Origin of the sequence: Allomuricauda sp. CP2A, assembly GCF_001683915.1 — a bacterium.
In the GTDB taxonomy this organism is placed as follows: domain Bacteria; phylum Bacteroidota; class Bacteroidia; order Flavobacteriales; family Flavobacteriaceae; genus Flagellimonas.
Genome location: NZ_LXTT01000122.1, coordinates 1 through 17,308, shown reverse-complemented (window position 1 = coordinate 17,308; position 17,308 = coordinate 1). Strand labels below are relative to the sequence as shown.

Annotated in this window: 18 protein-coding genes; 4 read left to right on the top strand and 14 right to left on the bottom strand. The window is 40.0% G+C overall.

Annotation, left to right across the window (positions count from 1 at the left end; all coding sequences use genetic code 11):
- Nucleotides 1-89: 89 nt before the first annotated feature.
- Nucleotides 90-965 carry a restriction endonuclease gene (locus tag A7D14_RS19705; protein ID WP_081894298.1) on the top strand — a complete coding sequence of 292 codons (876 nt, stop codon included), beginning with the start codon at nucleotides 90-92 and terminating at the stop codon, nucleotides 963-965.
- Between the two features lie 50 nt (nucleotides 966-1,015).
- On the opposite strand, the gene A7D14_RS14335 is transcribed toward A7D14_RS19705, so the two are convergent.
- Nucleotides 1,016-1,450: a hypothetical protein gene (locus A7D14_RS14335; protein WP_141673413.1), complete on the bottom strand. Its 435-nt coding sequence runs from the start codon at nucleotides 1,448-1,450 to the stop codon at nucleotides 1,016-1,018.
- A 169-nt stretch (nucleotides 1,451-1,619) separates the two neighbouring features.
- On the opposite strand from A7D14_RS14335, the gene A7D14_RS14330 reads away from it, so the two are divergent.
- The gene (locus A7D14_RS14330; protein ID WP_036382120.1) at nucleotides 1,620-2,201 is read left to right on the top strand and encodes a GNAT family N-acetyltransferase; all 582 of its coding nucleotides are present in this window, start codon (nucleotides 1,620-1,622) and stop codon (nucleotides 2,199-2,201) included.
- A 161-nt stretch (nucleotides 2,202-2,362) separates the two neighbouring features.
- Nucleotides 2,363-2,956 carry a GNAT family N-acetyltransferase gene (locus tag A7D14_RS14325; RefSeq protein ID WP_036382117.1) on the top strand — a complete coding sequence of 198 codons (594 nt, stop codon included), beginning with the start codon at nucleotides 2,363-2,365 and terminating at the stop codon, nucleotides 2,954-2,956.
- Nucleotides 2,957-3,091: 135 nt separating this feature from the next.
- On the opposite strand, the gene A7D14_RS14320 is transcribed toward A7D14_RS14325, so the two are convergent.
- Nucleotides 3,092-3,289, bottom strand: coding sequence for a hypothetical protein (locus A7D14_RS14320; protein ID WP_141673411.1), 198 nt, complete (start codon nucleotides 3,287-3,289; stop codon nucleotides 3,092-3,094).
- Between the two features lie 191 nt (nucleotides 3,290-3,480).
- On the opposite strand from A7D14_RS14320, the gene A7D14_RS14315 reads away from it, so the two are divergent.
- Complete coding sequence (locus A7D14_RS14315) at nucleotides 3,481-3,711, top strand: helix-turn-helix domain-containing protein (protein ID WP_036382112.1); 231 nt, start codon at nucleotides 3,481-3,483, stop codon at nucleotides 3,709-3,711.
- A 151-nt stretch (nucleotides 3,712-3,862) separates the two neighbouring features.
- Here the strand turns inward: A7D14_RS14315 and A7D14_RS14310 are convergent, their stop codons facing one another.
- From A7D14_RS14310 to A7D14_RS14255, 12 genes are all read right to left on the bottom strand, one after another.
- Nucleotides 3,863-4,600: a PP2C family protein-serine/threonine phosphatase gene (locus A7D14_RS14310; protein WP_036386376.1), complete on the bottom strand. Its 738-nt coding sequence runs from the start codon at nucleotides 4,598-4,600 to the stop codon at nucleotides 3,863-3,865.
- A gap of 5 nt (nucleotides 4,601-4,605) precedes the next feature.
- Nucleotides 4,606-7,377: a serine/threonine-protein kinase gene (locus A7D14_RS14305; RefSeq protein WP_036382108.1), complete on the bottom strand. Its 2,772-nt coding sequence runs from the start codon at nucleotides 7,375-7,377 to the stop codon at nucleotides 4,606-4,608.
- 47 nt (nucleotides 7,378-7,424) lie between these two features.
- Complete coding sequence (locus tag A7D14_RS14300) at nucleotides 7,425-8,198, bottom strand: tetratricopeptide repeat protein (RefSeq protein WP_051947243.1); 774 nt, start codon at nucleotides 8,196-8,198, stop codon at nucleotides 7,425-7,427.
- A gap of 177 nt (nucleotides 8,199-8,375) precedes the next feature.
- Nucleotides 8,376-8,894: a hypothetical protein gene (locus A7D14_RS14295; RefSeq protein ID WP_036382105.1), complete on the bottom strand. Its 519-nt coding sequence runs from the start codon at nucleotides 8,892-8,894 to the stop codon at nucleotides 8,376-8,378.
- Between the two features lie 76 nt (nucleotides 8,895-8,970).
- Nucleotides 8,971-10,086, bottom strand: coding sequence for a hypothetical protein (locus A7D14_RS14290; protein ID WP_036382102.1), 1,116 nt, complete (start codon nucleotides 10,084-10,086; stop codon nucleotides 8,971-8,973).
- 2 nt (nucleotides 10,087-10,088) lie between these two features.
- Entirely contained in the window at nucleotides 10,089-10,637 is a 549-nt protein-coding gene (locus A7D14_RS14285; RefSeq protein WP_036382099.1) for an RNA polymerase sigma factor, read from the bottom strand.
- 19 nt (nucleotides 10,638-10,656) lie between these two features.
- Nucleotides 10,657-11,511: an LEA type 2 family protein gene (locus A7D14_RS14280; RefSeq protein WP_067036015.1), complete on the bottom strand. Its 855-nt coding sequence runs from the start codon at nucleotides 11,509-11,511 to the stop codon at nucleotides 10,657-10,659.
- A 10-nt stretch (nucleotides 11,512-11,521) separates the two neighbouring features.
- Nucleotides 11,522-13,864 (bottom strand): ATP-binding cassette domain-containing protein, encoded by a 2,343-nt coding sequence (locus A7D14_RS14275; RefSeq protein ID WP_176712429.1) that lies wholly within the window; start codon nucleotides 13,862-13,864, stop codon nucleotides 11,522-11,524.
- A 13-nt stretch (nucleotides 13,865-13,877) separates the two neighbouring features.
- Nucleotides 13,878-14,708: a M48 family metallopeptidase gene (locus A7D14_RS14270; protein ID WP_067036009.1), complete on the bottom strand. Its 831-nt coding sequence runs from the start codon at nucleotides 14,706-14,708 to the stop codon at nucleotides 13,878-13,880.
- A 401-nt stretch (nucleotides 14,709-15,109) separates the two neighbouring features.
- Complete coding sequence (locus A7D14_RS14265) at nucleotides 15,110-16,156, bottom strand: relaxase/mobilization nuclease domain-containing protein (protein WP_036382087.1); 1,047 nt, start codon at nucleotides 16,154-16,156, stop codon at nucleotides 15,110-15,112.
- Nucleotides 16,137-16,493, bottom strand: coding sequence for a plasmid mobilization protein (locus tag A7D14_RS14260; RefSeq protein ID WP_067036005.1), 357 nt, complete (start codon nucleotides 16,491-16,493; stop codon nucleotides 16,137-16,139). Before A7D14_RS14260 ends, A7D14_RS14265 begins: the two co-directional genes overlap by 20 nt.
- 138 nt (nucleotides 16,494-16,631) lie before the next feature.
- Nucleotides 16,632-16,922: a helix-turn-helix domain-containing protein gene (locus A7D14_RS14255; protein WP_072877973.1), complete on the bottom strand. Its 291-nt coding sequence runs from the start codon at nucleotides 16,920-16,922 to the stop codon at nucleotides 16,632-16,634.
- Nucleotides 16,923-17,308 lie beyond the last annotated feature (386 nt).

Below are 17,308 nucleotides of genomic sequence, written 5' to 3'. Positions count from 1 at the left end.
ACTAATTGAGTTTCATGAAAGGAACCTTATTCGGAACTAAGATTTCTTATCGTTATCTTCACTACATAAAAGAAAAGTTCAAATAAACGATGATTCTAGATTATTCTCATACTCAGGAGAGGAGACTTCATTATCGACTTGCATCGACTGAACCTGATTATGTTCAAGGGACTTTGTACAATACGAGAACGGGATGGTGCCCCTATGACAATAAATCTACTGAGCTTGTCTTTGATGGCTTTGACCCGTTAGATTCCCCACACGGAGGAGGAGAAAATCTAAAAATTTGGTCTTGTGACTCTTGTGGATATTGGCAATCAAGTAGGACCTCAACTTGGTGGAACGATTTAGCAACACTTGAAGGTCAAAATCTAATTGAAAAGCATTCAATGCTTAGGCATTTTGATATTGACTCAGTAAATATTCCTATATCTACGTTACGTAATTACCTAAAGTCAAAGCCAAATCTTATTTATAGGGTTGCACCAAAAAGCATGGAGCTGCTGGTAAAATCTGTATTTTCTGATTTTTTTGAATGTAATGTTTATCACTGTGGGCAATCCAATGATGGCGGTGTCGATCTATATTTTGTACAATCAAATAAGCCGATTTTTGTACAGGTTAAAAGACGTGAAACCCCGAACAAAACCGAACCTGTCAACACCATCCGAGACTTTTTGGGGGCGATGATGCTAAAGGAGGCCAAAAAAGGATATTTTGTGTCAACTGCAAAGAAGTTTTCAAAAGAAGCTCATAATGCTGCCAAAAAAGCCGAAACATTGGGACTTGTGGAAACATATGACTTGATAAACTATCATCGTTTTTTTGAAATTCTCAATTTAGTTCATAAAGAGAATACCCCTCCATGGAAAAAATACATCGAAGACTATTATGACCTTGTTGAATATAGAAACAAAAATAGATTCAAACTGAAATATCCACTTCGGGAAAATCCAAAATCATAATTTACCCCGAAGATCAAGTTTAAAACTTAAGGTATAATCAAACGATATTTTTATTTGACCAATTCATAACCATAACCTGGACCATCACATGGAAGATAGCCTCCATTGAAAATTTCCCTATCATTCAAAACAGACATCCATTCCTTAAGGGAATTTCCACAACTCTGTATAAGATAACTTCCTTTTTCATAGTTCAGTTCGAAATAATCTATGCCATCCGATTCAATCAAAGTATAACTACCCGTGGCGATGCTAGTACTATCAACAAAAACTCTCCTTTTGATAAAAGTGCTGTCCAGTGAAAACTCGACAAACTCATTGAACTCCAAATCCTCCTTTTTGATAATTTTTCCGGACATCCCTGCATTTATGAACTGGAGTTCAAAAAGCATTGTCTCCTCTCCCATGAATCCTTCATCATCATGGCCACAAGACAAAAAAGCTCCCATAGAAATTATCGAAAATAATATATTTGGTATTTTCATAACTAAAGAAATGTTGAGGTATCAAATAATAGATACTTCATGCCATGAAAAGTTGCTTTTCCCAATTCAAGTATCAAAGAAAACAACCGAACTACACAATCAAATAGTTTTAAACTCTAGGTGTCACATACAATAATATTGGAACTAGAATTAACCCAAGAAGTTCATAATGATAAAATCTAAGATTTTTACGGATGGTTTCTGTTTGGAAACAGATGAAATCAAACTAAGACCCTCAAAAATGGAGGACTTGGAAGCATTTCTGTCAATAAGCTCCCCTCCGATATGGACACATATGTCACAGGACTTGGAAAATCCATCAGACTGGGAAAAATTCCTATCCCAAACCATTTCAGATAGAGAAAATCAAATCAAACAGGAATTTGCCATCATCCTAAAAGAAGAAGACCGAATTATCGGGGCCACGAGCATCAGTCAAATTTCGGAAGTGGACAATAAGGTTGAAATTGGACTTACATGGATTTCGGAAAAATATCAGGGAAAAGGTATAAATCAAAAAGTAAAAGGTATACTCCTTACTTTTTTGTTCGAGGAACTAAAAATCAACAAAGTAGAATTTAGGACTCGTGGTGATAACCTAAAATCGCAACGGGCACTTAATAAAATTGGTGCTACAAAAGAGGGAGTGTTAAGAGAGCTCATATTCCGCAATGGAAAATATATTGATGTTGTATATTTTGGGATTTTGGCCTCTGAATGGAAAAATATAAAAAGGAGAGGAGCACTTTAATATAATTAGAAGCACTTATAGAAAACCATTCGAGACCAATTTGAAACTCTCAAACAAATAATAAGGAAATGAAATCTGTAAGATTAAGTCCAAAATCAAGTATGGATCAAGCTTCTTCAAGAAAAACTAAATTAAATAATATTACCATTAACGAGCCATAAATGAACCCAGATATTTTAAACACAGACATAGTACTTGAAAATGAAAGAGTATTACTCGTACCCTTTGAAAATTCAAGAAACCAAGAATTAAAAGAAATAATCTTCGAAAAGAGAATTTGGGAATTTATGGGTATGCACATTAACGATGAAGAGGATTTTCAAACTTATTTATCAAGCACAATCAACGACAAGCTTAACGGAATATGTTACCCCTTTTTAATAATAGATAAAATTAACAATTGTGTTGCTGGCAGTACCCGCTATGGATATTTAAATCCTATCAGCGAAAAATGCGAGATTGGATGGACGTGGTACGGTATCAATTTTCAAGGAACTGGTCTGAACAAAGCATGTAAGTATGAATTATTGAACTTTGGATTTGAAAATATCGGATTTAGAAGAATCCAGTTCAGTGCTGATCAGGAAAATTTAAGGTCACAACGTGCCATTGAAAAACTCGGGGCAAAAAAAGAAGGGGTCTTTAGAAACAATTATATTGCCCCGAATGGCGAAAGTAGAAACGATGTTTATTTCAGCATAATAAAAGAAGAATGGAATGAAATCAAAATTGCAGAATTCGCAGAGTTCTTATAATCCTAAAAACGGGAAAAAGTAGGTTAGTTGTTATCTTAATATCAAATAGCCGACATCTTATAACCTTATTTTTTCGCAGTTTTTCCAATAAACTTAATAGTAAAATTCAAGTTTTATTTTCTTCTTAAAACAAGCTTAGCGCCTATCCTTAAATCCACTTCTTACGATTCTACCTACTTTTTGGCAGAGATTTAAATGAAGTTTCTTAAAAGTTGTCTCATCTATTTCTATGACTTCAGACCATTCATCGTAACCGGATAGGTTTTTGACCTTGCCTTCAATTACTTTGAAAACCATAAAATCCGAGTTTTCGGACTCTATCAATGTTTCCATCGAAACTTGGAAAAGGTCTTTGGCTTCCATATTGGAACAAAACACATATTTTATAAAATCATCTGAAGACTGAAATGGCATAACTTTATTTGTATGTCTCTATAAGGCTATAAACTAACAACAAATATAATGAAAATTTCACGCTATATATGACGTAATATGTGTCCGCCGTTTTCTGCAACTTTCCGCCCATGCAGAAAGCCAATTATATAGAGGAGAGGAAAGCTATCGCTGACCGTATCAAAGAACTTAGAATCAAAAGTGGATATACCAGTTATGAAGCTTTTGCGGTTGAGAATGGTCTCCCACGCAAAAACTATTGGCGTATGGAGACAGGCGAGAACTTTACCATTAATACTCTAATTAGGATTCTCAAAATTCATGACATTAGCTTAGAAGATTTTTTTAAAGGCATCAAATGAGTTCCTTATTTCTCAAAAGCCTTTTTAATTCTTTATATCTTCCCATCTTGAATGAAATCCCCAAATGAGATAATGACCATTAATTGGAAACGCCGGACATAGTATACTACTTCAATTGTAAAGGGGAGGATGTTTTTACACGTTCCAGAATTTAACCCATTCTAATGATATACATAGAGTAATTGTCTTTGGTATCGTCTTTGGCATTTTCCATGATTTCCGATTTGATTTCCTGCACGGATGCTTTGCCTCTGAACCATAAAGAAATCCTTTCTTCATCAAGGTGCTCCAAAATGCCATCGGTACAAAGAAAGAAAAAATCATCTTTCTTGATATCCGTAATAACATGTTGGTCAACTCTTGTTGAATTTACTCCGTTTACCGCTCTAGTAATAATATTCCGTTTGGGATGTGTTTGTGCCTCTTCTTCGGTAATTTCCCCCATATCCACCATTCCCTGTACCACAGAGTGGTCTTTGGTTTGAAAAAGGATCTCTCCATCCCGTATGTGGTATACCCTACTATCTCCGACCCAACCGACCAATGCCTTTTCTTCTGCATCTGAAATCAGTAAAAAAGTGAACGTAGTGGCCATGCCCTTCGCTTCGGGATGGGTTTCGAGATATGTGCCCAAATTTTGTTCGACACTTTGTAGGGCCAAAGGTAAATATGTTTCATCTTCAATATACTCCACTGGATTTTCAGAGAGATACTTGGAAAATCCTTGACAGGTCAAAGAAGAGGCCACTTCGCCCTTGGCCTGCCCTCCAACACCGTCGCATACCATGAACAAGCGGGAATCCTCTGTTGGTGTTCCAGGGTATATGGCATCCTCGTTTGACTCTCTTAGGCCTATTTCATTACAATACACTGGTAGGTGGATCTTCATTTTCTTCAATACCGTTTAGCGATAACATCACAGGCATTTTTATACCCCTTCTCACAGGATTTTTGGTACCAAGTTTTTGCCAAATAGGTGTTTTTGACCGTTCCAATGCCACTTTGGTAACAAGAGGCCAGATTGTACATGCCAACCCTGTCCCCGTTTGTTGCGGACTTTTTATATAGTTCAAAGGCCTTGTCCAAGTTTTTCGGACCTCCCAGACCCCTGTCGTGCATATAGCCGAGATAACTTTGGGCACTGGCATGATCTCGGTCAGCCGCTATTTGGAACCATTTTCTGGCCGCATAGTAATATTTTCCATTGTAATACATCACGGCCACTCTATATTGGCTGTGCAGGTCCCCTTGTTCTGCTGCTTTCAAATACCATTGTGTGGCCTTTGCTTTTTTGTCCTTGCCCAACTTAAGGTCGTAATAAAGATCGCCCAATTTTTTTTGTGCCTGGAGATGCCCTTTGGTCGCTGCCTTGAGATACTTTCTTTCGGCTTCAAGATAATCTACCGGTCCAGCTGCCCCGGTTTCCGCCATGTAGCCCAACATATAGTCCGCAGTACTCATGTCCTGGGTCGCTGCCCGGAGAAAAAATTCCTTGGCCTTGATGAGATCTTTCTTTTTTCCTTTCCCGTCATAATGCAACCTTCCCAGAGCGTACAAGGCGGAACTTTGATTTTGCTTTGCTGCAAGCTCATAGTATACTATCGCTTCCGATACGTTCGGGGTCCCATCCGCTTCCCCGTACTCAAGAATCTTACCGGTCATGTACTGGGAATGTGCATACCCTTTATCAGCGGCCCGTTGGTACCAATCTCTGGCAAGTTTCACATCCTTTTCCACCCCCCATCCATCATAGTACAAAAGACCCATATTGTGCATACCGAAGGTGTTTCCTTTATCAGCGGCCAATTGGAACCAGTTTTTGGCCTCTAGGTAGTTCTTCTCATTGAAATATAAAGTGCCCAATTCATTTTGAGCCCCCAAATGTCCTTTATCGGCAGCTTTGGTCAACCATTGGACCGACTTTATACGATCTTTTTTGGCCAATACACCATTTTTATAGAATATACCTAAGTTGAACTGGGACAGGAGGTCACCGTTCTCGGCAGCAATTGTATATTGTTCCAGGGCCTTAACGGTATCCCTGGGGACGTATTGGCCGAACCTGTACATGTTGGCCATGCCCCGATATCCCGAATACCTTCCGATGGACGTGCATTTCTCATATCCTTCAAATGCTTCCTTATAGTTCTTTTCTGACACATTGAGGATCGCCAGGTTTTCGATGGCCGCTGGGTGGCCTTTGCTGGAGGCTTTTTCATAGTACAGTTTTGCCTTGCTTGCGTCCTTTTCCATTACATAGCCGAAATAGTGCATCAATCCCCTTAGGTTGTTTGCCTCTGGGTTGCCGTCATCACTCAAGGCCACAATGCTGCTCTTTGCCTTTTCATAGAATTTCTTGGCCTGGACCGTGTCCCTGTCCACACCAAGATTGTTTTGATAGGCCCATCCATGGTTAAAGTTTGCCAGGTCATATCCATCATCAATGGCCCTATCGGCATATTCAAACCCTTTTTCATAATCAACGTCGGTTCCATAACCATTTTGGTTGAACCTTGACAGAAAATAAAAGGCCTCCCCAGACCCATAGTCTGATGCCTTTTCATAGGCTTCATAGGCTTCTTTGAATTTTCCTTCTTTGTATAGGTTCCAGCCGTCTGCCAACAACGCATTTATCTTGGTGGAGCGATAAAAGGCATATCCCCCATACCCGGCACCCAAGATTAAGACAGTGGCCAACAAAACGGGCCAGACTTTTTTCTTTTTTTTGGGTTTGGCTTTCGGTGTGGAAAATTGTGTTTCATTTCCTCCCAAGAACACGGTGCCACTTTCATTGCTCTCTCCATTAATATCCCGGATGAAGTCGGATACGGAAGCATATCGGTCCGAAGCATTTTTCTGCAAACAAGTCTTTATGCAATTCTTAAATCTTTCGGGTACCTCGGAATAATCGGGATCTTCTCCAACGATACCATCCCGAATGAGTTCATAATCCTTCTTGTCATGCCCAAAAGGTAACTTTCCGGTCAATATTTTGTAGAACATAATGCCAAGTGCCCAAATATCGGTACGTTCGCTTATATCCCCATTCAGCCCGAATTTCTTTTTAAAGAATTGCTCAGGCGCCATGTAGTGTGGAGTTCCGACACCTTCGGTCATGGACTGTTGAATGGTCTTGTCGGATAGAATGTCCTGACTGATCCCAAAATCGGTCACCTTGGGCACTTTGTTTCCTTTGCGGTCCTTGGAAAATAGTACGTTCCCAGGTTTTAAATCCCTGTGGACAATGCCCTGTTTGTGCAGATAATCCACCGCTTGGGCTACCTCCACGATAATGTTCTTTCCTTCTTCCAAAGAGAGCTTTCGGTGTATCGCTTGGCCCAAGGTTCCTTCCCCGGCATACTCCATGATCAACACAGGATAATTCACGTTTCTGCCCATGGCATCCGTATGGGTAATGTATTCCAGACCATAATAGGTGATGAGGTGCGTATGGGATAACCCGTCTATTTTGGAAAACTCCTGTTCCAAACTGTATTTTTTCTGTCCGGTGCTCCCAGACGTACCTCTTGAAACAGCTTCTTTGTAAATTTTAAGGGCCACATACCTTCCTTCGGCATTGAGGTCTTTGGCCCTGAATACTTCGGCAAATCCACCTTCAGCTATGAGGTCTTTTTCTGGATCCCACTGGTAATGTGATAGTGTCATGATGGTCGGCGTAGTTGAATTTGGTTACTGTTTGGTGTTGATTTTAATTAACTGACCTGTTGTATATGGGTCACCATTTTGCATGCGTTGGCATGTCCCTGATCGCAGGCCTTTTTGTACCACGCTTCAGCCTTGGCCATATCCTTTGAAACATCCTCTCCGTTATAATAAAGGCTTCCAAGGGTTACATTGGCATCTACATACCCCAATTTGGAGGCCTTTTTCAGCAATTCCATGGCCTTGTCCACATTCTTCTTGGTACCCTGGGCCGAGAGGTACATGATACCAAGGTTGAAAACGGCAGGACCGTATTCCTTTATTGCCGATTTTTCAAAATAGCGCATGGCCTTTGGGTAATTTACCGGAGTGTTTTTGCCGAAATAATATTTACACCCTTGGGCAAAAAGGGCTTCTTTATTCTTTGGGAAGAACCAAATTATGGCCAGAACGGCAAGCAGTATCCATAGGGCATATCCCCATAACCATTCGGTGAATTCTATTTTATAGGGCGGAAGGGGGGTGGGTAAAGCTCCGCTGGCCTGGAATTTTTTTATCTGCTCTTCATCAAGGTCATAATAGGTATTGATACTTCCTTTTACCCCCAAAACATAACCATCGTCCGTCATGTAGACTCCCATAAAAATATACAGGGAAGTTGTTTTGTGGGCAAGATAAAGGTCTTCGCCATTGGCACCTTTAATATCTACATCAGTAATTTTTTGGATTCGTTCGCTTTTTCCAAAAAGTCCTCCGATACGTCTTGCGGATGCAAGGTTGGGAACCAAGGAGAGCAAGGCAATCAGTAGTAGTAATTTTTTCATTTTGTAATGAAGTGTTAAGGTTGAAATTAGTGATATATCTTCTTGTACCTGAACCTATTCGACAGTCAGCATTAAAAATAGGTATATGAAAGTTTTTATACCAACATTTTTAGACCTTGGTGTCAAATATGTTTGGGATTTATGAAATAGCCATATCGTGGCTGGGTTATTTACGGATTATTCAGTCTCTGTTGGCAGTCTAACCGCAATCTTGTTTTCTCCCATGGAGGTTACCTGAAAAGGGGCCCTTGCATTTTGGGGTATCTCTTGCCAAATGGTATCCGCATTTTGTTTGGATTCAATTTGGATGGTAACAACTCCATTCGAAAAGGTTTTGGAAGTTTTTTTCGTTCCATTTTTCTTTGAGAGTTCATGGTACAGGTTTTCTACATTTTTGTCCCCATAGGTAACAGTAGCTATGGAAATCAATATTGTGTTCTTGTTTTTTTCCTTCTTGGAGCCGAACAAAATGCTCCCCACTTTTTCAACGGTTTCCTTGGCACCTTCAATGGTGCTGTCAATGCCCTCCACTGTTTGGTCAATGTCTTTGTTGGTTTCCTGGACAGTTTGGCCCACTTGATCTACTCGTTCCGCTGCTCCCCGGTTTCCTCTTTTTGTGGCATCTGGATTTTGGGCATTTACAAAACCACAGAACAAACCGATTAGAAGAATTGTGTGTACTTTTTTGGATGTCATTTTTAATCGTTTTGGTTATACTTTCTATGGGTATATAACCGCAGATTGGTGATGTCATCTTTTTTTTTGATTTTTTCTAAAAAATTATTTCGTAAACACCTTTCGGAAAGGATGGCCGGTCCATGAACATACGGGTTTCATTGTTTTTGGTAAAATCGATTTGTTCTAGTGAGGTGGTTTCAGTAGCGTCAATGTTTAAGGGATATAGTTCATTTTTATGAATAAGGTAATGGGAGTTCCCTTCGCTTTTTGAAACAACTATAACCGTAATGGAATCAATATTCATGCTGGCATCAATGACCAACTGTTTTTTTTCATTCTGTTCCAAAAAGAAATAATTTTTATCCATGGATGAGTTCTCCGTAAGTGAAACGGTAAAACCGGAATAGGGCTGCGAATTTGCAATGAGGGGCATGACTTTCACTTGCACGCTCTCATCCTGTAAATCCCCAAAAGTGTATCCTTCTTGGACTTCTTTCAATGGATTTATGGTTGATGAAGTGGCCAGATTGAACAATTTACTCCCATATTTTAAATAATAGTTGCCTTTTTGATCTTTGCCCATTTGTAACTGAAGGCCTGAAATCCCTGAATCCCCATATAAGACCAGTTCTTGGCCATTAAAAGTATAGGTTAGCGATGAGGGCTGCCTAACCAGACGTATGGATTCCGATGGAAGTGATTTTCCATTGGAGAAAGCAAGTTGTGTTTCGTCTTGCGGGCTGCCATCCAATTCATCTTCTGGCAGTTCTTCTTTCTCTGTAACTTGGGTGTTGTTCTTTTTCAAAATGAGACTATCCACTGGCTGCGTTCGAACGGAGTCCACATCAACCACGTTGGGGGTGTCATTGCCAATAGGGTCGTTACCAGTTGATCTGAAGACGTAGAACAGGGTTCCCAACACAATACAGGCTGCCACGGCCCCACTGTAAATGATCAGTCTGCGGTATAGCCCTTTGGGCTTTTGCTCTCCAGACGCCCTATATTCGGCATACAAAAGGTCTAGCTTGGCCCTTAGTTTTTGGTCCTCCTTTGATTCAATGCCCGTGTAGATCTGTTTAAAGACCTCAAGCTCCTTTGCAAATTCTTTGTCTTCAGCTAACAGTCGTTCCACCTCACTTTTTTCATCGTCATTAAGATGGCCGGTCAGGTGTTTGTCAATCAAATCAATATGTCTCAATTCTTCCCTCATGGCTATTTTAAACGGATTATGACATCATAGGAGACTTCGCCCCTTAGCTTTTGAAGACACCGTAATTTCTGTTGGCTGGCGGAACGGGCACTGGAGTAATTGAATCTTTCGGCTATGTCCTCCATGCGCATCCCCAAAAATATGGTTGCCTCCAAAACAGATTTACAGGGTTCTCCGACCTTTGCTAGAGCTTTTTCAAGGTATTCCCGGAGGTTTGGGCCCTTTCGGGTGATTTCTGGGTTTATGGATTCATAGATGCCTACCTCACTCTGCCGGTTTTCATATTTTTTTCTTCGATTGAGCTGGTTGAGCCACTGTCGCTTTGAAATTTCGAACAGATAGGTGCTTATTTTGCTTCGGAGTTCATAGTTCCCTGCCATTACATTTTTATAGAACACGATGATTGCCTCCTGAAAAACATCCAAAGCGTCATCTTCATTACCGTTATTCTGTTCCACCCAACTTTTTACCATGCCGATGTGTTGGTACAGTTGCTGCAGACAATTCTCGTTCCCTTTCTTTAATTGATCTATTAGTTCTTGGTCGGTCATCAATGTTTTTCTGAAATGGCTATAATCCTATTTCCACACGGTCCTTTATGGGCACATTGAATTCGTACTCCTGAATTTTTATTTGGGCCTCGCCTAAAATAGTGAAATTCGCTTTTTGGTCGGTCAGCCAAGAGAATTTCATCTGTTTTAAAATATCAAAATTGCTCAAGGTAACATCAATGGGAATGGTAGTGGATTTTAGTGCTTCTTGGTAAAATGGTTCATCCATGGTCCACTCCGCCACTTTCCCTTTGTTTTCATCCAAAAAGAATTCAAGTTTCATGGTATTGATGGTATATGCAATGGGCAATCTGTTCAGGGTCTCAACACCTAATTTTAACCGAGTTTTGCTCAGTGAGGGTAATTTATTGCTGGAAATGGACCGAATTTTAAAATTATTGCCGTAATCCAAATTTTTGCTGATTTCCTCCAAAATGGCTTTTTTGGTATTCAGATGTATCTTTTCATCCAATCCAATGGTGAAGGAATTCAGCAGAAAGCTCACCTTTCCATTGCCCTTGAGGGCAAATTCGGTGGAATCTGACGCCAATAATTCAGGATAAAAGGCATTAAGACTTTTGAGTGCTATTTCGCAGGTTACCGGTATTCGTATGGTATCATTGGCTGCGAGACTCATTTGTTCGTTTAAAAATCCCTTTCCCACCAAAGAATCCTTATAAAAAATCTCCATGCTGGATTGCCTCAGTTTTGTTTTTACATTGTTAGGATTGTATACAACGTAATCCAATCCCACCACCAATGCATCTTCCGTGAGTCCTTTAATGGTAACATGGTCTATGGCAACAAATTCTGGTTTATTGCTGCATGAGGTAAAAAAAAGAAGTGCTCCAAATACTAGGGTTATTTTTTTCATAGTGTCGGGTTTAAATACTGTCCTTCTTTTTAAGTGAAACATAGATCAAGACATAGAACATAACATTGAGTGCTGCGATGACCACCACGTTCATATCAAAACTGTTGAAGACATCACCGATCAACGTTCCTTCATCCACCAATTTTTCATTGTACAGGTCGAGAAGTTGCACTGCTGAGGTTGAGGCGGTCTGCGTACCCACTTCGGGTGCGGGCAGTGGAACAGTGGTCAAAACAGCCTGAACCGTGTCTGGATTGAATTCAGAGGCGGGGGAGGCATCGTCCTGTAATCGGGCAAAGCCCTCGGTGCCCCATCGGCCCAAAGTGAAAAAGCTCAAGATTTCCACCAAGGTATTGTTGATTTTTGTCATTACCCCGGCCAACATAATCTGTGGCATCAATGCAATGGGCACTACGGTCATTACTTTCTCTGTGGTATTGAAGGCAGATGAAAGCCACAATCCAATCAGAGAGGCAGAAACCGAAATATAGAACATGAACAGCATGCTCTGGCCAAAAGGCCGTAGGTACACTTCTTCAAAACCTTCAAAAGTATTTAGTTTGAAATTGAGGTAGATGATACTCACAAACAATATGGTCTGCACCAGGGCAATCAAGGAAAGTACCAACCATTTGGAAAGAATATAGGTGTTGATATTAAGGTTGAACATACGCTCCCTTTTGTATACCGTAAGCTCACCAACAATCTCCTTTGCGGCATTGCTCACCCCAAACCAAACGGCAGAAATGGCCATCAAGAACATGACCCCAATCTGAAATTTGTTGAATACCAAGCAGACCAATCCCGCAATGATCACGGGTTGTGCCAATAACAAGGCCAAATTTTCCTTGTCATTGAGTTTGATGTTGAAATATCTTGAAACCAACCAATACAATTGCAGCCAGTACGAGTCTGGCTTTTCTTTTTTTACGTCGGGGTTGTTTACGGCCTTATACCCAACTTTGCTGGGCTTTTGGTAATAGGAGGTTACCGTGCCGATATCACTCATTTTACTATAGACCTCTACAATGTTCTGGGCTTCAAAATGGGAAGTCAATAGGTTGGCCGGGCCTTGAAATACCAAATGCCCTTGAACGCCCAAAAATATAGCCTGGTCCACATAGTTGAGGTCTTCGGGTTTGTGGGTCACCATTACAATTGTAGTTCCCGAATGGGCCAACTTTTTAAGACTCTTCAGAAAACTTTCAATGGTCTCGGGATCGAGTGGAGAAGTGGGTTCATCCAAAAACAGAATAGTGGGCTCGGTCAAAAGTTCCACCGCAATGGACACGCGTTTGCGCTGTCCACCAGAGAGATTCCCCACTTTTATGGTCCTGATGTCCTTTTCCTTATCTTGGTCCAAATTTAGGTCGTTGATGACCTTATCAATCCTTTGGTTGATCTCTGAAACGGCTGTATCATCGGGTAAGCGGAGCTTTGCTGCGTAGAACAAGGTCTTGTATACCGTCAATTCTTTGTGAATGATATCATCTTGGGGAACATAGCCGATTTTCTTTTTGATGAGGCTGAAATTCTCGGCCAATGACAATCCATGGATGAATACTTCTCCAGAAGTAGCCGGATTTTCACCGTTCAAACATTTCAACAAGGTGGATTTTCCACAGCCCGAGGGACCCATCAATGCCACAAAAGTGGAATGGGGAATGTTCAGGGACATGGCCTGTAATCCAATCTTGTTGTTCGGATATTTTTTTTGAATTGCCAATGCTCTTATGGCACTGCTTTCTTTCCTTAGGTCCTTGGCCCCGTCTTTAAGGGTAATGGTGTAAAATGATATGGTGACCGTATCACTGTCCTTGAACTTGGCCTTGGATTTCAACTCCTTTCCATTGAGATAGGTCTTATTGATGGAGCCGAGGTCCTCGATCCAAAATTCACCCTGCGAATAGGAAATTATTGCATGTTCCCGGGTCACCGTGGGATCATCCAAAACAATGTCATTATTTTCCAAGCGGCCAATTTTATAAGCACCTTTGGAAATGATTTTTTGTTTGAATCCGTTGAACTCCTTTTGGGATTCTGAGGGTTTTGGAACCTTTTCTTTTTGGTTTTCAGTAACTACATGCAGCTTTTGCGATGCAATAGTGAAAATCTCGTCAGGTGGAATCTTGACCCATGTATTTGGGGCTATCGGCTGTTCTTTGACCATGGTCCCATTGGAGCTTTCAAGGTCCATGATGTAGATTCCGTCCGTCCTGGTTTCAATTTGGGCATGTTTTCTCGAAGCAAGTCTACTGTCTATCTCAACTTGGGCGCCATGGCCTTTTCTTCCAATCGTAACAATTTCATTTTTAGACAGGGGAACGGACTGTCCGTTGCAGATGATGTACATTTCCGATGTCATTTTATTGGTCGATATAGGATTGGATGCATTTTTTACGATGTTCCGCAAAAGGATGCGTGGAAGTCAATTTTTTTATGAGGTCTTGCTTTTGGTAGCGTTCCAATTTTTTGAAGAAATCCGCAAATCGGTTCACATCATATCCGGCGGCCTTGGCCAATTCAAACCCGACCTTATCGGCTTCATATTCATCAATTTGATCAAAGGGGGGCGAAAAGGTCCTGTTGATCTTATTGGCAATATCGGTAAAGCCTTCCATACGGGTCATTCCCTCAAGGTCTGTGGAGAGCGTGAGTTTTGTTACTTTCCTTTGGGTGTGGAGTTTGTCCTCATGGGCCACTTCATGTCCTATGATGAACGCCAATTCATCATAAGAATCAACGAAATTGAGCAAGCCCGTGGTAATGTATAGGTAACCGCCCAAAGTGGCAAAAGCATTTATTTCCTCGGATTTAAGGATGCTTATTCGGTAGGATACATCGTTTCGGGACACATTTTTAACGATACGTTGAAGTATTTCCTCTACCTTTGGTTTGGCAAAATGGTTGTTGTCCAATTGGCCAAGGGCAACATATCTGTTATACATATCCCTTCCAATGTTTTTTTTGGAATCACTGGAAATATTCAGTGCAAAATCCAACCAATTGTTTTCCATTTGTTTATAAAAAAATGCGGGGCCATCAAAGGCATGGCCACAATCCTGAAGGACGGCTGCATGTTCAATTTTTGCGGTGTAGTCAGATAGGGCATCTTCCAATTTTTCAACGGAGATTTCCTGTGCCAAGGAAACCTGTAAAAAGCAACAGAAGAAAGTGGCGGATAGTGTGTGTCTCATGATGTTTTTAGTGTATATAACCAAAAATAACAAATGTCATCTTTTTAAGTCAAGGTTTTCGGTTTTATAAACTTTTGTCACTGAGACACCCCAAAAAAAGAACAGGGAAGCAGTTTATTAACTGTGATTTTGTTTCCAAAAAGGAATCAAAGAAAGATACTTTAAATCCATTGAAGAAGATTTGATTTATATCTTTAAGAGATAATGACCATTAATCAATGGATATGCCTGACAGAGTTGAAAAAATCCTACTTTAAAATTTCACATCCAAAAATTCAGTAAAAAAAATAATAGTAGTTAGTAATCATAGAAGAACATTAGTAATAATTGCTATTATTATTCTTTCTTTTTCACTAAACATTCTGGCTTTGACTTTTTTGAATCATTCATACTATTGACCATTACAGTCTCCGTCCTTTTCCTTTTCGTCTTTTCTTCCTAAATCGTATCTTATCGTCAAGTTCCAGTTTAAAAGAATTCCATTGATTGTCATCGGTTTGATGTGATTTCAATCCAATTGCTTCAACGTTTCCCATATCACTTTTTGATTGTTCAATAGTTTTGATAGTCTGTCCAGTAACACTAAATGTCTTTCCTGCAATTGGTGTTGATGCCCTTCTAAATTCTTTAAAAGCGCTATCACTTCTTCGTTCTGTGCTATTATTTTCGAGAATAACTGCACGGTCTCTGTCTTGTTCATAATCGATTCGTTTGATGATATTGTTCCATGAAAATTGTCGCCCAAGGGTGCTTCCTTTGTATATAATGCTATTGTACCTAATGGAGATTCCTGTTACCCGTCCAGTACTTTTGCTTATGTTGAACTTGGGAGTTATTTTCATTTTAACCAACTCTTTAATGAATTCCGTTACATTATTTGATTTTAAGATGGCATTTTCAAGATGCTGTTGAAGCATAAGTTTTAATGGTGGCTCTCCTGTTCTAAAAGCCTTTTGAATCTCTTTATGAGTAAGTGTTACCTTTTCTACCAATTCTAAATCACTTAGCTGAGATAGTCCATACTTAAGTTCAAGTTTCCGAACCAGATGCTCGCTTCGTTCGTAATCTTTACTGTCGCTGACCACTTCCCCGGAAAACTTTACACGATTAGCCACAATATGGATGTGTTCGTGTTCTTGGTCGCAATGTCGATACATGATATACTGATTGTCATCGAAACCCATGCCTTTCAGATAATCCATTCCCAAAGATGTGAATTGCCCATCACTTAACCTATCATCATAGGGCAGGTTCAATGAAACATGATACACCGCTTTGCCAAGTCGAGGTCGAAGTTGTCTGACCAAATTGAACTCCTGGGTCATATCTATGATCCTTCCATAGGTAAGATTGGTGTCCAACAGATGGCCTTTCCCCTGTTCTATCTTCTTTTCATTGTAGGCCAACACCCCATAGAAATCCTTTCCTTTAATCTGCTTGGCAATCACTCTTTACAATATTTGATTTTAGCATGTCCAAAATATTCTTTAATTCTGCTAGTTGATTAATTAACATTGGGGGATGTTTCATTCCCAGATGTACCTTTTTAGTGAGTTGGTTAATATTATTCCCGATACGGGCCAACTCAATGAAAAGTTGTCTGTCCTCAAGCAATATTCTTTTTCTTGGCAGTGCTTTTCCCGTTACCCTTTTCCTTATATAATCGGGAATCGTAATTCCCAGCGTACTTGCATTTTGGGATAGTATCAGGTATTCGTCCACCGTCATTCTCACGTTTACCCGAATAGCCTTTAATTCTCGTATTTTCTTTTTTGGTCTTGCCATATTTTAGGGGTTTGGGGAGATTCCCCAACAAGCCATGCGAACAGAGTGAGCAGTTTTTGCTTGCAAAAACATGGCTTGCTTCAAGATCTCCGATATAAAGTCCATTTTCTGTTTTGTCTTTGGTTCATCAATTTGTTTCTAAGAAGAGATTCCCCTTAACCGATTGATAAGTTCATTGATGTCATTGGGATGGAACAGGACACGTCCCCCAATAGGTATCTTTTTGAGCAGCCCTTTTTCCATCCAGGAATAGATGGTCGGTCTGGTCACTTTGAATTTTTTGACCAAATCGGCAATCGTCAACATTTCATTTTCAGTTTGATTTTCATTCTCCTCATCCTTCAGTTTTGGAGCTAAATTGTTTTTAAGAGATTCTACAGGAACATATTCCTTTAATCCACCGTCGTCCATGATAAATATGCGCTTCATATTACTGGTATTTGTTGATTTACTTTATTGAACAAACCTAGCAACATTGAACAGCATTTAACCCGTTTGCCATACATCAGTTTATGTACGGCAAATCAAGAAACATTCAAAATAAATTTGTATGGGAATTGAGGTCGAATCTAAGACAGGGATGGTAACCCCCCGAGGGGACTTACCTATTTGATTCCTTCTAAGGTGTTGCCAAAAACAATGTTTTTGGCAACTGCTATAAAAATATGAGTAGGGAGAAAAAGAATTCAGTTTACGCTAACACTCGGACAATCTCTAGCCATTGTCTTCTTTCTCCCTTTCCACAAATATTTTACAAAAATTTCAAGCTACTTTAAATACAATTATTTAAATAAATGTATAATCATACAAATGTA

Excerpts from the sequence above, each read along its gene's own strand:
- A7D14_RS19705 (WP_081894298.1), top strand. The coding sequence starts at position 90 with ATGATTCTAGATTATTCTCATACTCAGGAGAGGAGACTTCATTATCGA.
- A7D14_RS14335 (WP_141673413.1), bottom strand. The coding sequence starts at position 1,450 with ATGAAAATACCAAATATATTATTTTCGATAATTTCTATGGGAGCTTTT.
- A7D14_RS14330 (WP_036382120.1), top strand. The coding sequence starts at position 1,620 with ATGATAAAATCTAAGATTTTTACGGATGGTTTCTGTTTGGAAACAGAT.
- A7D14_RS14325 (WP_036382117.1), top strand. The coding sequence starts at position 2,363 with ATGAACCCAGATATTTTAAACACAGACATAGTACTTGAAAATGAAAGA.
- A7D14_RS14320 (WP_141673411.1), bottom strand. The coding sequence starts at position 3,289 with ATGGAAACATTGATAGAGTCCGAAAACTCGGATTTTATGGTTTTCAAA.
- A7D14_RS14315 (WP_036382112.1), top strand. The coding sequence starts at position 3,481 with ATGCAGAAAGCCAATTATATAGAGGAGAGGAAAGCTATCGCTGACCGT.
- A7D14_RS14310 (WP_036386376.1), bottom strand. The coding sequence starts at position 4,600 with ATGAAGATCCACCTACCAGTGTATTGTAATGAAATAGGCCTAAGAGAG.
- A7D14_RS14305 (WP_036382108.1), bottom strand. The coding sequence starts at position 7,377 with ATGACACTATCACATTACCAGTGGGATCCAGAAAAAGACCTCATAGCT.
- A7D14_RS14300 (WP_051947243.1), bottom strand. The coding sequence starts at position 8,198 with ATGAAAAAATTACTACTACTGATTGCCTTGCTCTCCTTGGTTCCCAAC.
- A7D14_RS14295 (WP_036382105.1), bottom strand. The coding sequence starts at position 8,894 with ATGACATCCAAAAAAGTACACACAATTCTTCTAATCGGTTTGTTCTGT.
- A7D14_RS14290 (WP_036382102.1), bottom strand. The coding sequence starts at position 10,086 with ATGAGGGAAGAATTGAGACATATTGATTTGATTGACAAACACCTGACC.
- A7D14_RS14285 (WP_036382099.1), bottom strand. The coding sequence starts at position 10,637 with ATGACCGACCAAGAACTAATAGATCAATTAAAGAAAGGGAACGAGAAT.
- A7D14_RS14280 (WP_067036015.1), bottom strand. The coding sequence starts at position 11,511 with ATGAAAAAAATAACCCTAGTATTTGGAGCACTTCTTTTTTTTACCTCA.
- A7D14_RS14275 (WP_176712429.1), bottom strand. The coding sequence starts at position 13,864 with ATGTACATCATCTGCAACGGACAGTCCGTTCCCCTGTCTAAAAATGAA.
- A7D14_RS14270 (WP_067036009.1), bottom strand. The coding sequence starts at position 14,708 with ATGAGACACACACTATCCGCCACTTTCTTCTGTTGCTTTTTACAGGTT.
- A7D14_RS14260 (WP_067036005.1), bottom strand. The coding sequence starts at position 16,493 with ATGGCAAGACCAAAAAAGAAAATACGAGAATTAAAGGCTATTCGGGTA.
- A7D14_RS14255 (WP_072877973.1), bottom strand. The coding sequence starts at position 16,922 with ATGAAGCGCATATTTATCATGGACGACGGTGGATTAAAGGAATATGTT.